Source organism: Sphingomonas sp., assembly GCF_035490575.1.
Lineage (GTDB): Bacteria > Pseudomonadota > Alphaproteobacteria > Sphingomonadales > Sphingomonadaceae > Sphingomonas.
Genome location: NZ_DATJLI010000132.1, coordinates 1 through 14,409, shown reverse-complemented (window position 1 = coordinate 14,409; position 14,409 = coordinate 1). Strand labels below are relative to the sequence as shown.

Annotated in this window: 17 protein-coding genes; 12 read left to right on the top strand and 5 right to left on the bottom strand. The window is 66.9% G+C overall.

The features are described from left to right. Positions 1 to 31: 31 nt before the first annotated feature. A complete protein-coding gene (gene cobT / locus VL973_RS09985; RefSeq protein ID WP_325283872.1) occupies positions 32 to 1,924 on the bottom strand; it encodes a cobaltochelatase subunit CobT in 1,893 nt (630 codons plus the stop codon). Positions 1,925 to 2,189: 265 nt separating this feature from the next. On the opposite strand from cobT, the gene VL973_RS09980 reads away from it, so the two are divergent. Beyond that, positions 2,190 to 3,788: an alpha-N-arabinofuranosidase gene (locus tag VL973_RS09980; protein ID WP_325283871.1), complete on the top strand. Its 1,599-nt coding sequence runs from the start codon at positions 2,190 to 2,192 to the stop codon at positions 3,786 to 3,788. 46 nt (positions 3,789 to 3,834) lie between these two features. Here VL973_RS09980 and cobS read toward each other — a convergent pair whose 3' ends face one another. The 3 genes from cobS to VL973_RS09965 all read right to left on the bottom strand — a co-directional run bounded on the left by cobS (position 3,835) and on the right by VL973_RS09965 (position 5,752). Continuing rightward, positions 3,835 to 4,842, bottom strand: a complete 1,008-nt coding sequence (gene cobS / locus VL973_RS09975; RefSeq protein WP_325283870.1) for a cobaltochelatase subunit CobS — start codon at positions 4,840 to 4,842, stop codon at positions 3,835 to 3,837. 77 nt (positions 4,843 to 4,919) lie between these two features. Then, positions 4,920 to 5,600, bottom strand: coding sequence for a winged helix-turn-helix transcriptional regulator (locus VL973_RS09970; RefSeq protein ID WP_325283869.1), 681 nt, complete (start codon positions 5,598 to 5,600; stop codon positions 4,920 to 4,922). Further along, the gene (locus VL973_RS09965) at positions 5,597 to 5,752 is read right to left on the bottom strand and encodes a hypothetical protein (RefSeq protein ID WP_325283868.1); all 156 of its coding nucleotides are present in this window, start codon (positions 5,750 to 5,752) and stop codon (positions 5,597 to 5,599) included. Before VL973_RS09965 ends, VL973_RS09970 begins: the two co-directional genes overlap by 4 nt. Before the next feature lie 75 nt (positions 5,753 to 5,827). Between VL973_RS09965 and VL973_RS09960 the strand changes: the two genes are divergently transcribed. The 5 genes from VL973_RS09960 to VL973_RS09935 are packed head-to-tail and all read left to right on the top strand — an operon-like array spanning position 5,828 to position 9,007. Beyond that, entirely contained in the window at positions 5,828 to 6,313 is a 486-nt protein-coding gene (locus tag VL973_RS09960) for a VOC family protein (protein WP_325283867.1), read from the top strand. Positions 6,314 to 6,315: 2 nt separating this feature from the next. Beyond that, positions 6,316 to 7,005 carry a glutathione S-transferase family protein gene (locus VL973_RS09955; protein WP_325283866.1) on the top strand — a complete coding sequence of 230 codons (690 nt, stop codon included), beginning with the start codon at positions 6,316 to 6,318 and terminating at the stop codon, positions 7,003 to 7,005. After that, the gene (locus tag VL973_RS09950; RefSeq protein ID WP_325283865.1) at positions 7,002 to 7,469 is read left to right on the top strand and encodes an SRPBCC family protein; all 468 of its coding nucleotides are present in this window, start codon (positions 7,002 to 7,004) and stop codon (positions 7,467 to 7,469) included. The genes VL973_RS09955 and VL973_RS09950 overlap by 4 nt, the downstream gene beginning before the upstream one ends. A 22-nt stretch (positions 7,470 to 7,491) precedes the next feature. Next, the gene (locus VL973_RS14310) at positions 7,492 to 8,205 is read left to right on the top strand and encodes a DUF1428 domain-containing protein (RefSeq protein ID WP_414712233.1); all 714 of its coding nucleotides are present in this window, start codon (positions 7,492 to 7,494) and stop codon (positions 8,203 to 8,205) included. 19 nt (positions 8,206 to 8,224) lie between these two features. Further along, positions 8,225 to 9,007, top strand: a complete 783-nt coding sequence (locus VL973_RS09935; protein WP_325283864.1) for a VOC family protein — start codon at positions 8,225 to 8,227, stop codon at positions 9,005 to 9,007. Here the strand turns inward: VL973_RS09935 and VL973_RS09930 are convergent, their stop codons facing one another. After that, the gene (locus VL973_RS09930; protein WP_325283863.1) at positions 9,008 to 9,613 is read right to left on the bottom strand and encodes a J domain-containing protein; all 606 of its coding nucleotides are present in this window, start codon (positions 9,611 to 9,613) and stop codon (positions 9,008 to 9,010) included. 43 nt (positions 9,614 to 9,656) lie between these two features. Here VL973_RS09930 and VL973_RS09925 point away from each other — a divergent pair, with 43 nt between their 5' ends. The 6 genes from VL973_RS09925 to VL973_RS09900 form a co-directional block, all read left to right on the top strand. Next, the gene (locus tag VL973_RS09925) at positions 9,657 to 9,965 is read left to right on the top strand and encodes a BolA family protein (RefSeq protein WP_325283862.1); all 309 of its coding nucleotides are present in this window, start codon (positions 9,657 to 9,659) and stop codon (positions 9,963 to 9,965) included. Then, entirely contained in the window at positions 9,965 to 10,672 is a 708-nt protein-coding gene (locus VL973_RS09920; RefSeq protein ID WP_325283861.1) for a glutathione S-transferase, read from the top strand. The genes VL973_RS09925 and VL973_RS09920 overlap by 1 nt, the downstream gene beginning before the upstream one ends. Further along, positions 10,669 to 11,571, top strand: coding sequence for a pirin family protein (locus VL973_RS09915; RefSeq protein ID WP_325283860.1), 903 nt, complete (start codon positions 10,669 to 10,671; stop codon positions 11,569 to 11,571). Before VL973_RS09920 ends, VL973_RS09915 begins: the two co-directional genes overlap by 4 nt. After that, on the top strand, positions 11,568 to 12,452 hold the full coding sequence (locus VL973_RS09910) for an alpha/beta fold hydrolase (protein ID WP_325283859.1): 885 nt from the start codon (positions 11,568 to 11,570) through the stop codon (positions 12,450 to 12,452). The genes VL973_RS09915 and VL973_RS09910 overlap by 4 nt, the downstream gene beginning before the upstream one ends. A gap of 48 nt (positions 12,453 to 12,500) precedes the next feature. Further along, complete coding sequence (gene hisS, locus VL973_RS09905; protein WP_325283858.1) at positions 12,501 to 13,769, top strand: histidine--tRNA ligase; 1,269 nt, start codon at positions 12,501 to 12,503, stop codon at positions 13,767 to 13,769. Continuing rightward, the coding region (locus VL973_RS09900) for a PCRF domain-containing protein (RefSeq protein WP_325283857.1) at positions 13,766 to 14,409 on the top strand (644 nt) is incomplete at its 3' end. The genes hisS and VL973_RS09900, both read left to right, overlap by 4 nt.

Here is a 14,409-nt window from a genome sequence, read left to right as displayed (position 1 = left end):
GAAGAAGACATGACCGCTTCAAGAAGGACCCTCAGCCGGCGCGACGCATGCGGCCGCGTCCAGCACCCCGGGAGGCAGCGCCGCCCGCAGTCTTGTCGGCAAAGAGCTCTGCCAGCTGCTCGGTCATGGCACCGGCAAGCTCGTCGGCATCGACGATCGTCACGGCATTGCGATAATAGCGCGTCACGTCATGGCCGATGCCGATCGCCACCAGCTCGACAGGGGAGCGCCCCTCGATCCAGCCGATGACCTGCCGCAGATGACGTTCCAGATAGCTGCCCGAATTGACGCTGAGCGTCGAATCATCAACCGGCGCGCCATCCGAGATGACCATCAGGATCTTGCGCTCCTCCGGCCGGGCGATCAGGCGGCTGTGCGCCCAGAGCAGCGCCTCGCCGTCGATATTTTCCTTGAGCAGCCCTTCGCGCATCATAAGGCCCAGCGACTTCTTGGCGCGCCGCCACGGCTCGTCGGCTTCCTTGTAGACGATGTGGCGCAGGTCGTTCAGGCGGCCCGGGGCCAGCGGGCGGCCCTGTGCCAGCCAGGCGTCGCGCGCCTGACCGCCCTTCCACGCGCGGGTGGTGAAGCCCAGCACCTCGGCCTTGACGCCGCAACGTTCCAGCGTGCGCGCCAGAATGTCGGCGCTGATCGCCGCGATCGAGATCGGGCGGCCGCGCATCGAGCCGCTATTGTCGATGAGCAGCGTGACGACCGTATCGCGGAAATCGGTGTCGCGTTCGATTTTGTAGGACAAGGACTGCATGGGATTGACCACCACGCGCGCCAGCCGCGCGGCATCGAGCAGCCCTTCGTCCTGATCGAAATCCCATGACCGGGACTGTTGCGCCATCAACCGCCGCTGCAGGCGGTTGGCGAGTTTGGTGACGACGCCCTGCAGGTGGACAAGCTGCTGGTCCAGATAGGCACGCAGCCGGTCGAGTTCCTCAGGATCGCAAAGGTCGGTCGCCGATACGACTTCATCGAAACGGGTGGTATAGGTCCTGTAGTCGAATTGCGGCGGCAGGTCGCCGGTGGGACGATTGGGGCGCACGGGCAACATGCCGTCGCCGCCATCGTCGCCGTCCTCGCCCTCCATATCGTCCTGCGGGTCGCCCGAATCGTCGCGTTCGTCGCCTTCGCCCTGTTGATCGTCGCTCTGGCGTTCCTCGCCGCGGGCTTCCATTTCGGCATCGCCCTGACCTGACTGGTCGTCGTCGCCCTGATCGTCGTCCTGCCCTTCATCCTCGCCGTCATCGGCGTCGTCGCCGCCGTCATCGGCGTCATCCGGCTCGATCTGGCCCTCGGTCAGCTCCAGATCCTCGAGCAGCGTGGCGACCCGTTTCGCGAACGCGGCCTGATCGTCGATCGTCAGCGCCAGCGCGTCCAGCTCGGCCCCGGCCTTTTCCTCGATCCAGTCGGACACCAGCGCCAGACCGCCTGCCGCCGCTTCGGGCGCGGGCTTTCCGGTCAGCCGTTCGCGCACCATCAGCTGAACGGCGGTCGACAGCGGCACTTCGTCGCGGGTCCGCGCCCGCGCGATCGGGTCCGAGCGCATCCGGGCGCCCAGGCTGGCGTCCAGATTGTCCGCGATCCCCGAAAAGCCGCGGCCGCCCAGCGCCTCGATCCGGGCGGTTTCCACCGCGTCATGGACGGCGCGCGCCACGGGTTCGACCGGCGCGCCGCGTGCATGGAGCGCGGCGTCGTGCAGGCGCAGGCGAAGCGCGAACGAATCGGTGAAACCGCGTGCCTCCGCCACCTGATCGGCGGGCAATGCGCGGCTGGGCATCGGCACTTTCAGGTTTCGTCCCGACTGGACCGGCGCATCGGCGGTGAACGCCAGTTCGACATCGGCGTCGCGGGAAATGGCGCGGGCGGCGCCGGCAAGCACGTCGCGCAGCTGGTCGATCGGGGTTTGGGTGGCCATTGCCGGATCGTCCTACCAAAGCGACGCGCCGGCTCCAACCCGGCCGAGGGGCGAGGGGCCGGCAAAACACGATATCCGATGTGATTGACGCGATCCGGAAGGCGGCTTAGGACCGAATTAATCAGAGTAATAAGCGGTCCGGTGCAACGGACGCCGATCGGGGGAGTAGCAGGCACGCCGGCTCAGGCGCGTCGGACATGCGCCCGGATCGGTCGCCCGCCACCGGAAATCGCCGGTCGGAACCGTAACTGAGAAGGGGAATGCCATGCTGTCTCGTTCCTGCCGCGCGATCGCGCTGCTGGTGGCTGCAACCGCGATGACGCCGGTCGCGACCGTCGCGCAACAGGCCGCGCCCGCACCTGCGCCAGAGCTGGCCGCACCACAGGCGCCGGGCGCCAATGCCGTGCTCCATGCCGACCGGCCAGGCGCGAAGATCGATCGCCGCATCTTCAGCCAGTTCGCCGAGCATCTGGGCAGCGGCATCTATGGCGGCATCTGGGTCGGGACGGGGTCGAACATTCCCAATACGCGCGGTTATCGCAACGACGTCGTCGCCGCGCTCAAGGAGTTGAAGGTGCCGGTCGTGCGCTGGCCCGGCGGTTGCTTCGCCGACGAATATCACTGGCGTGAAGGCATCGGCCCGCGCAAGGACCGCCCGACCAAGGTCAACACCAACTGGGGCGGGGTGACCGAGGACAATTCGTTCGGCACGCATGAATTCATGAACTTTGCCGAATTGATCGGCGCCGAAGCCTATGTCTCGGGCAATGTCGGCAACGGCACGCCGACTGAAATGGCCGAATGGGTCGAATATATGACCGCGCCCGCCGGCAGCCTGGCCGACCTGCGCGCCAAGAACGGCCGCAAGGAACCGTGGAAGCTGCCCTTTTTCGGCATCGGCAATGAATTGTGGGGCTGTGGCGGCAATATGCGCGCCGAATATGCCGCCGACGTGACCAAGCGGTTCGCGACCTTCATCAAGGTGCCCGCCGGGACCAAGATCGACAAGATCGCCAGCGGCGCCAGCGACACCAATTACGACTGGACTGACGTGATGATGCGCGAGGCCGGCAAGCTGGTCGATGGCGTCGGCGTCCATTACTACACCATCACCGACAACTGGACGAAAAAGGGATCGGCCACCCAGTTCGAGGAAGTCGATTACGCCCGCACCATCGAAAAGACGCTGCTGATGGACGAGCTGGTCACCAAGCATTCGGCGGTGATGGACAAATATGACCCCGAAAAGCGGGTGAACCTGGCGGTCGACGAATGGGGCACGTGGTTCGACGTCGAACCGGGCACCAATCCGGGCTTTCTGTATCAGCAGAACACGATGCGCGACGCGATCCTGGCGGCGCTGAACATCAACATCTTCACTCGTCATGCCGACCGGGTGCGGATGACCAACATCGCCCAGATGGTGAACGTGCTGCAGGCGATGATCCTGACCGACGGGCCGCGCATGGTCCTGACGCCGACCTATCACGTCTATCACATGTACAAGCCGTTCCAGGACGCGACATTCCTGCCGATGGACGTGAAATCGACCTGGTATAGCAAGGACCAGTGGGCCGCCCCGACCGTCAGCGCGACGGCCGCGCGCGGCACCGACGGCCGGGTGCATGTCGCGCTGGTCAATACCGACCCCAATCGCCCCGCCACCGTCAGCACCGCCATTCAGGGGATGCAGGCGACCGGCGCGACGGGCATGGTGCTGACCGCGCCGCAGGTGAACGCGCATAACACCTTCGATGCGCCCGATACGGTTCGGCCACAGCCGTTCAACGGCGCGACTGTCGGGCCGCAGGGCCTGTCGGTCACGCTGCCGGCGGCTTCGGTCGTGGTGCTGACACTGAACTAAAGAAGGATCGGGCGGCGTTCCCCGGCGGGACGCCGCCCGATTTCCATCAGGACGCCTTTTTCGCGACGCTTTCGGGCAGGTCCTTGCCGAACACGCGCTGATAATATTCCGCGACCAGCGCACGCTCCGCCTCGTCGCACTTGTTCAGGAACGACAGGCGGAAGGCGAAGCCGACATCGCCGAAGATCAGTGCATTCTGCGCCCAGGTGATGACGGTGCGGGGCGACATGACGGTCGAGATGTCGCCGTTGATGAATCCCCGCCGCGTCAGCTCGGCCACGCGCACCATGTTCTCGACCGCTTCCTTGCCGCCGGGTTTGTCATATTCGCCCGACTTGGCGAGCACGATCTGCGCCTCGGTCGCGGCGGGCAGATAGTTGAGCGTGACGACCACGTTCCAGCGGTCCATCTGGCCCTGATTGATCTGCTGCGTGCCGTGATACAGGCCCGACGTGTCGCCCAGGCCCACGGTGTTGGCGGTGGCGAACAGGCGAAACCAGGGGTTGGGGCGGATGACGCGGTTCTGGTCGAGCAGTGTCAGCTTGCCCTCCGCCTCCAGCACGCGCTGGATGACGAACATCACGTCGGGGCGCCCGGCGTCATATTCGTCGAACACCAAAGCGGTCGGCGTCTGGAGCGCCCAGGGAAGCAACCCCTCGCGGAACTCCGTCACCTGCTGTCCGTCCTTGAGCACGATGGCGTCGCGCCCGATCAGGTCGATGCGGCTGATATGCGCGTCGAGGTTGATGCGGATGCACGGCCAGTTCAGCCGCGCCGCCACCTGTTCGATGTGCGACGATTTGCCGGTGCCGTGATAGCCCTGGATCATCACGCGCCGATTATGCGCGAATCCCGCCAGCACCGCGAGGGTGGTGTCGGCGTCGAACACATAGGCCGGATCGAGATCGGGCACGCGTTCGTCGGCTTCGCTGAACGCGGGCACCTGCATGTCGATGTCGATGCCGAACACGTCGCGCACGCTGACCGTCTTGTCAGGCGCGTCGAGCAGCGTCGTCTGGCGGCTGTCGGGCTGGATATTGGGCAGGTCGTTCATGCGCGCTCGGGCCTTGGAAGCGGATCGGAGATGCCGGTCACATAGGCGCTGCGCGCGCCGACGCAAACCGGCCAACGTCAGGTGGCCTTGTCCGGCAGTCGGAACAGGTCGATGAACGCGGCGGCGATGGCGGGGTTGCCGGTCATCGCCAACGCGCCCTCGCTGCCGGGCGGGCGTTTGCCGTATATGGTGACGCGCATCGCCATGGTGTCGCCGGTAAAGGTCAGGTGCGGGTCGGCCACGGTGCCGCGCGCCACGTCGATCCGGCCATCGCCGACACGCACGACAAAGCTGTCGTCGGGGAAGCGGAAGGCGACGCACATTGCCTGCCGCGCGGCGGCGGCATCGCCCAGCGTCTGGAGCGACATCATCGCCGATGCCGGCGACATGAACAGGAACGGATCGTGGCGCGGCGATCGCGCGGCCCAGCGGCCCAGCGCGCGCATGACGACCTGTGCCTCATGCCCCCACGGCGTCAGTTCATAGACCTGGACATTGGCGGGCGACGCCAGCCGCTGCCGCGTGAGGATATCCGCCGCTTCCAGTCCGTTCAGGCGCTGGGTCAGCACATTGGCGCTGATGCCGGGCAGGTTCGCGCGGATTTCCCCGAACCGCCGGGGACCGTAAGCCAGCTCGCGCATCACCAGCAGCGACCAGCGCTCACCGACAAATTCCAGCGCCAGCGCGGTGCCGCACGCATCGTCATACCACCGCTTGTCGCTCGGCTCACCGCTTTTGGTTCTTTTTTCTAACTTCATGGTTGCTTTTGATAACCATCGTCGGCACCACCGTCAATGTCGAGCGAATCGGCAGGGAGCGGATGGATGGCGGAAAGGATGTTTGTCAGCCGATCGGTGTCGATTCGGACCACCCTGGCCATCGCTATCGCCGCTTTCCTGGCGACCGCCACGGCGCTTGCCCTTTCCGCCACGATCGCGGGCGCCGGGCCGTTCGCCTGAAAAGACCGGGGAAGAGGAGACGATCGATGGACAGGATCACACCGTGCATCTGGTATGACGGCGACGCACTGGGCGCGGCCGAATTCTATGTGACGCTGCTGCCAGACAGCCGGATCGCAAAGGTGACGCGTGCCCCCCTCGACACGCCTGGAAACCGGGCGGGTGACGTGATGATGGTCGAGTTCGAGCTGGCCGGCCAGCGTTTCATGGGGCTGAACGGCGGACCCGTCTTTCCGCAGACCGAGGCGGTGAGCTTCGTCATCCGAACCGATGACCAGGCCGAAACCGACCGGTTGTGGGATGCGATCGTCGGCAATGGCGGGAAGGAGAGCGCCTGTGGCTGGTGCAAGGACCGCTGGGGGGTCAACTGGCAGGTGACGCCGCGCCGCCTGCTCGATCTGGTGGGTGATGCCGACGGGGTTGTTGCCGCGCGCGCGATGACCGCAATGATGACGATGCGCCGGATCGACATCGCCGCGATCGAGGCTGCGGCCGCCGGGGCGAAGGCCTGACCATGGCTGTCGATTCCCATGCGGCGCTGACCATCACCGCCTTTGACTGGGTGCCCGACTTCGCGCGCGGGTTCGTGCGCGACCTGCGCCCGCGCTGGGCGTGCGAGGAGATCGGCCTGCCCTATGCCATCCGCCTCATCAGCGCGCGCGAGCGGCCGGGTTGGTATTATGACGACCAGCCCTGGGGCCAGGTGCCGGTGGTCGAGGCGGACGGGCGCATCCTGTTCGAAAGCGGCGCGATCCTGTTGCACCTGGGCGAGAAGGACGACCGGCTGTTGCCGCGCGACCCGGCGGCGCGCGATCGCGTGATCTGCTGGTTGTTCGCGGCTTTCAATTCGGTCGAGCCATGGGCGATCGAACAGGCCAATGTCTCGATCTTCGCGCGGGACGAGGAATGGGCGCGGTTGCGCCGCCCCGGCCTTGCGCGGGAGACCGGCCAGCGGCTGGACCGATTGCAGACCGCGCTCGGCGATCGCGACTGGCTGGCGGGGACGTTCAGTATTGCCGACATCGCGATGATAACCGTGCTTCGCGAGTTCGAACGCACACCGATGCTCGGCGACCGGCAGGTGCTGGCCGCTTATGTCGAGCGCGGCATGGCCCGGCCCGCTTTCCGGGCCGCGATGGCGGCTCAGCTTGCTGATTTCGACGGCGCCAATGCGCCACAGGCAACCGCGAGGAGCAGTCAATGAGCGATGGACCCTTCGAACTCACCGTTGAACGCCGCATGGCGGTGCCGCGCGAGGCCGTGTGGCGGGCGTGGCGCGATCATGCCACCGAATGGTTCTGCCCCCCGCCATGGCAGGCGCCGGAAGTCGAGTATGACCTGCGCCCCGGCGGCCGCAGCCATGTCCGCATGGTCGGCCCGGAGGGAGAGGACATGACGATGCTGGGCGTCGTGCTGGAAGCGGTGCCGGGGGAGCGCGTCGTCGTCACCGACGCCTTTGCCCCCGGATGGGTGCCGCAGGCGCCGTTCATGGTCGCCGTCACGACCTTTGCCGACGATGGTGAAGGCGGCACGCTCTATCGCGCCACCGCCCGCCACTGGAGCGCGGACGCGATGCAGCAGCATGAGGCGATGGGTTTTCATGACGGCTGGGGACAAGTCGCCGCACAATTGGAAGTAGTGGCACAACGCCTCCACCAACAGGGCTGAACCTGGCAGAAGGAGTGATGCAATGACCTATGTCGAGGGATTTCTGGTCGCGGTGCCGACCGCGAACAAGGACCGGTATCGCGAACATGCCGAGCGCGCCGCGCCGGTCTTTCAAGAATTCGGCGCCACCCGGCTGGTCGAGGGCTGGGGCGACGATGTGCCGCGCGGCGAGGTCAATGACCTGTATGGCGCGGTGCAGGCGGGCGAGGATGAAACGGTGGTGTTCAGCTGGATCGAATATCCCGACAAGGCGGTGCGCGACGCCGCGAACCAGCGCATGGAAAATGATCCCCAGATGGCCGGGATGAGCGCCGAAATGCCCTTTGACGGCAAGCGCATGGTGTGGGGCGGGTTCGACAGCGTGCATGTCGACGGATCGGGCGGCGCGTGCGGTTATATCGACGGCGTGGTGATGCCGGTGCGCGCCGACGGGCGCGATGCCTATGCCCGCTTTGCCGCAGCGACGGGACCGGTGTTCCTTGAACATGGCGCATCGCGCGTGGCCGATGCGTTCGCCGATGATGTGCGTGACGGCACGCTCACCGACTTCAACCGCGCGATCCACCGACAGAATGGCGAAACGGCCGCCTTTGGCTGGATCGAATGGCCTGACAAGGCGACGCGCGACGCCGGCTGGGAAAAGATCATGGCCGACCCGCGCATGACCGGACAGGACGCGCCGTTCGACGGCAAACGCATGATCTTTGGCGGCTTCACGCCGCTGGTCGATCGCTGAGCGAGGGGAGATCACCGACATGGCCCGCAATCCGCATGGCATTCCGGTCTGGTATGAACTGATTGCCGATGATCCCGACGCGGCGCAGCGTTTTTATGGCAGCATCCTTGGCTGGGGCGCGCAGGATTCGGGGACGCCGGGCATCGACTATCGCTTGCTCGGCGCCGGCGACGATGCCCATGTCGCGGGCCTGATGCGCCGGGCGGAAGCGATGCCGCCTGCAACCTGGCTGATCTATTTCGGCGTTGATGACGTCGACGCGGCGGCAGCGAAGGTGACGGCGGCGGGCGGAGCGGTGCATATGCCGCCCATGACGATGCCCGGCGTCGGCCGCATGGCGATGGCCACCGATCCACAGGGCCATGCATTCTATCTGATGCGCGGCGAGCCGGACGAGCCGAGCCGTGCGTTTCAGGCTTATGCCGGACCCGGCAGCGTCCAGCCGGGCCACGGCGTGTGGAACGAACTTACCGCCGCCGATCCTGATGCGGCGATGGCGTTCTACGGCGGTGTGCTGGGCCTGCGGCACGAAGGCGGGATGCCGATGGGCGATCTGGGCGAATATCGCTTCGTCCATGCCGGCGATACCTGCATCGGCGCGTCGATGACCGCGCAGCCTGACTGGCCGGGCGGCTGGCAGCCCTATTTCCTGGTGGACGATATCGATGCCGCGGCAGCCCGGATCGGGAGCGCTGGCGGGCGCGTCGTGCAGGGACCGGACCCGATTCCCGGCGGCGATTTTTCGGTCGTGGCCGCCGATCCGGCCGGCGTGCGTTTCGGCCTGGTCGGGCCACGGCGCTAGCTAGGCGAAGGCGGGCGCCTTTTTAAGGTGCTGATACGCCTCCACTACGGCTTGCAGCCGCGTCTCGTTCGACCGGTCGCCGCCATTGTGGTCGGGGTGAAGCTGGCGGACCAGCGCCGCATAACGCTGGCGCAGCGCCCGGCGGTCGGCATCGGTCGCAAGGCCGAGCGTCCGCAACGCCTCCCGGTCGCGCCCCGACAGCGGGCGGCCATCGGCGCGCTCACGCTCGGCGGCCATGCGGTCGCGGAACCGCGCCCCGATGGCGTCCATCGGGTCGCTGAAATCAGCCCAGCGCGGCGGGCGATCGGCGCCGTTGGCGGCAAAGGCGCGGGTTTCGCGCTCCCATCCGGCATAGGGGCGCTGGGCATTGTTGATCTCGTCCACGCTCATGCCGGCGAAATAGTTATAGCCGGCATTGAACGCGCGCACATGGTCCAGGCACATCCAGCGATAGTCGCCCGGTCCGTCAAAGCCCGATCGCGCGCCGCCGGGCGCCCGGAACTCCCCCGGTTCGTCGCAGCCGGGCACGGCGCACACTCGCCCCTCGGCCTCAATACGACCATGGAAACGGGCATTCGGGCGGTCTTTGCGGTCGGCGCGCGGCACGAAGAGGGTTCCTGAAGCGTGAAAAACGCCAGATATAGGGGCGATGACCGACTCCGCCACCACGCCCCGCCCTGCCCATGACCAATCCGTCGTCGACCTGATCGCCGAACGGCTGACCGACGCCCTGTCACCGACTGCGCTCACGGTCGAGAACGAAAGCCATGAACATGCCGGCCATATGGGCGACGACGGCACGGGCGAGACGCATTTCGCGGTCGAGGTCGAAAGCACGGCCTTTGCCGGGCTGAACCGCGTCGCGCGACAGCGGCTGGTCAACCGGGCGCTCGCCGATCTGCTGGCCACTCGCATCCATGCGCTCCGCATCCGCGCCCGCGCGCCGGGAGAGGCGTGATGGCCTACAAGCTGTGGTATTGGTCGGGCCTGCAGGGGCGCGGCGAATTCGTCCGCCTGCCGCTGGAAGCGGCGGGCATCGAATATCGCGACATGGCGCGTGAGCAGGGGGACGAGGCGCTGCTGGCCGACCTGAACGCGCGCAGCGGCCGCACGCCCTTTGCGCCGCCCTATCTGGAGCTGGACGGTATCGTCATCGCGCAGGTCGCCAATATCCTGCAATATCTGGGCGAGCGGCATCACCTGGCGCCGGCGGCGATGGCCGACCGGCTGTGGCTGAACCAGCTTCAACTGACGATCGCCGATTGCGTGGCGGAAGCACATAATGTCCATCATCCGGTCGATGGCGGCGCCTATTATGACGACCAGCGGGCCGAGGCGGCACGTGCCGCCGCGCAGTTCCGCGCCGAACGCCTGCCGAAGTTTCTCGGTCATTTCGAGGATGCCGTGGCGGCCAATCCGGGCGACTGGCTGATCGACCATCGCTGGACCTATGCCGATTGCTCGCTGTTCCAGCTGGTCGAGGGGCTGCGGTATATGTTTCCGCGCCGGATGGCGGCGATCGAGCAGGACTATCCGCGCCTGACCGCGCTGCACCGGAATGTCGCGGCGCTGCCGGGTATCCGCGCCTATCTGGACAGCGGTCGCCGCATCGCGTTCAATCAGGACGGCCTCTTCCGCCACTATCCCGAACTGGACAGCGAATGACACGCGACGATCTGATCCTGCAGGAAATCCTGCCCACGACGCATGATCTGGGCGGCTTCAAGGTGCATCGCACGCTGCCGTCGCGGCCGCGCACGATGGTGGGACCGTTCCTGTTCTTCGACCAGATGGGACCGGCGGACATGCCGCCGGGCGCCGGCATCGACGTGCGGCCGCATCCGCACATCAACCTGGCGACCGTGACCTATCTGTTTCGCGGCGCGATCGGCCACCGCGATTCGCTGGGCACCGATCTGGTGATCGAGCCGGGGGCGGTCAATCTGATGACCGCCGGGCACGGCATCGTCCATTCCGAACGCTCCCCCGGCGACGAACGGGCGAAAGGACCGGCGCTGTTCGGCATCCAGACCTGGCTGGCGCTGCCCGAAAAGGATGAGGAGACCGACCCCGCCTTTCAGCACGTTGAAAAGGCGGCGTTGCCGGTGATCGAGGACAGGGGCGTCCGCGCGCGCATCATCATGGGCGATCTGTGGGGACAATCGGCGCCAACCACCACCTATGCCCAGACCATCTATGCCGACATCATGCTGGACGCAGGCGGCGCGGTGCCGATCGAGCCGGCGGCGGACGAGCGCGCGCTGTATGTCGCCGACGGCGATGCCAGCATCGACGGCATGACGCTGGAGCCGCTCATCCTCTATGTGCTGCGTCCCGGCCTGCTGGCGACGCTGCGCTCCGAACGCGGCGCGCGGGTGATGCTGTGCGGCGGTGAGGCGTTCACCAGCCCGCGCCATGTCTGGTGGAACTTCGTCTCGTCGCGCCGCGAACGCATCAACGAGGCCAAGGAAGCATGGAAAGCGGGCCTTTTCCCCAGGGTGCCCGGCGACGAGAAGGAATGGATTCCCATTCCCGAAGTGCCCAATACCGTCAGCTATCCATGATCCGCGTGCCGCTTTCGGCCGGGGTTTCGCTCGACGTGGCGACCGCGGGCGATGCGGGTTCGCCGGCGATGATCTTCCTGCACGGCTTTCCCGAATCGCACCGGACATGGCGGCATCAACTGGCCGAGTTCGCTCGCGACCATTTCTGTATCGCGCCCGACCAGCGCGGCTTTGCGCGGTCGGACAAGCCGGAGGGGGTGGCGGCCTATGCCCCCGACCGCGCGGTGGCCGATCTGATCGCGCTGGCCGATCATTTCGGCGCGGCGCGCTTCACGCTGGTCGCGCATGACTGGGGCGGGGCGGTCGCGTGGCTGGCGGCGCTCAGGCACCCCGAACGGATCGCGCGGCTGGTGATCGTGAACGCGCCGCACCCGCTGATCTTCCAGCGCAGCCTGTTCGACGATCCCGCCCAGCGCGCGGCCAGCCAGTATATCCGTGCCTTTCGCGACCCCGGCCTTGAAGCGCGGATCGAGGCGATGGGCCTGTCGCGTTTTTTCGACACCAGCTTCGCAACGCATGTCGATGCCGCGCTGATCGCGCCGGAAAAGGCGGCCTATCTGGGCGAATGGTCGCAGCCGGGGACGCTGACCGCGATGCTGAACTGGTATCGCGCCAGCGCGATACAGGTGCCGGCGATGGATGAGCAGCCCGCACGCCCCGCCTGGCTCGACGCGCCGTTCCCGCCGATTCGGCCGCCGACGCTCGTCATCTGGGGGATGCGGGACAAGGCGCTGCTGCCCGTGCAACTCGACGGACTGGCGGCGCTGGTCAGCGACCTGACGGTCGAGCGGATCGAGGAAGCAGGGCATTTCGTGCCGTGGGAAATGCCGGGCGAAGTGAAAGCCGCGATCCGTGCCTGGACGGCACGGCAACCCGCCTGAAGCGCTATCTGGCGCAACGCGCGACCTTGGCTTAGATAGCCGCCCCTTATGGCGCGGATCGAAACCCCAAAGCGCGTGCGCGGCACGCAGGACATTTTCGGCGACGAACAGCGCCGTTTCCAGCGCGTGGTCGATGCGTTCGACCGGGTGCGGCGGCTCTATTGTTTCGGGCGGGTCGAGCTGCCCGTGTTCGAACCGACGGCGGTGTTCGCCCGCTCGCTGGGCGAGACGACCGATGTCGTGTCCAAGGAAATGTATTCGTTCGAGGATCGCGGTGGCGATTCGCTGACGCTGCGCCCTGAGTTCACTGCCGGTATCGCCCGCGCCTGGCTGAACGAGGGGTGGCAGCAATTCGCGCCGATGAAAGTCGCGACCCACGGTCCGGTCTTTCGCTATGAACGTCCGCAAAAGGGGCGCTATCGCCAGTTTCATCAGATCGACGCCGAAGTGCTGGGCGCTCCCGAACCTGCGGCCGATATCGAACTGCTCGCCTTTGCCGATCAGTTGCTGCGTGAGCTGGGTATCGCCGATGGCGTGACGCTTCAGCTCAACACGCTGGGCGATGCCGCGACGCGGGAGGCATGGCGCGCCGCATTGGTCGAGCATTTCGAGGCGCATCGCGGCGACCTGTCGGAGGACAGCCTGACGCGGCTGGACAAGAACCCGCTTCGCATCCTCGATTCAAAGGACCCTCGCGACCGCCCGATCGCCGATGCCGCGCCCGATATCGACCGCTATCTGACCGCTCCGGCCGGCGATTTCTTCGCTGCCGTCACCGCCGGGCTGGACGCGGCGGGCGTGCCATGGACGCGCAACAGCCGCCTGGTGCGCGGGCTGGATTATTATCGCCACACCGCGTTCGAATTCGTCACCGACCGGCTGGGCGCGCAGGGGACCGTGCTGGCAGGCGGGCGTTATGACGGGCTGATCGAAAGCCTGGGCGGCGCGCCGACGCCTGGCGTGGGTTGGGCCGCGGGAATCGAACGGCTGGCGATGCTGACCGAATTGCCGATGCGCGAGAAGCCGATCGTCGCGATCATCGCCGACGCCGCCAGCGAAGAGGCGCGCGCGCTGCAACTGGCCCGCACGCTTCGCGGCAGCAATGTCGAGGTGTTCACCGGCTACAAATCCAATCCCAAGAAGCGGGCCGAACAGGCGCGCAAGGCCGGGGTCGATGCGCTGGTCTATCTGCGCGCCAGTGACGATCCGGCACAGCGGATGCATGTGACGGTGATGCCCGAATCGCCGATCGACCGATCCGAGCTGGACCTGCTCGTCCTGCAACTGCGTGGCGCGGCGGGGCTGGCCGACGCATGACGCGCATCTCGGCCGAGCGCATCGCCGCGATCGAGGCGCGGCGCGACGAATTGCAGGCGATGATGGCGACCGGCGACCTGCCATCGGATCGCTTCGTCGCGATATCCAAGGAATATGCCGAGCTGGAGCCGGTGGCGCAGGCCGCGGGCGAGGTCCGACGGCTGCGCGCCGAGGGCAAGTCGCTGCAACACATGACGCAGGACGGCGACGACGAACTGCGCCAGATGGCGGCCGAGGAACTGCACCAGAACAAGGCCGCGCTGGAGCGCGCCGAGCGCACGCTGGCGCTGGCGCTGCTGCCGCGCGATGCCGCCGATGTGCGCCCGGCAATGCTGGAAATCCGCGCCGGAACCGGCGGCGACGAAGCGGCGCTGTTCGCCGGCGACCTGTTCCGCATGTATCAGCGTTATGCCGACAGCCGGGGCTGGCGCGTCGAGCTGATCTCCGCCAGCGCGTCGGAGGCGGGCGGCTTCAAGGAAGTGATCGCCAGCGTCGAAGGCACAGGCGTGTTCGCGCGGCTGAAGTTCGAAAGCGGCGTGCACCGCGTGCAGCGCGTGCCCGTGACCGAAAGCGGCGGGCGCATCCACACCTCGGCGGCGACCGTCGCGGTGCTGCCCGAGGTTGAGGATATCGACATCGA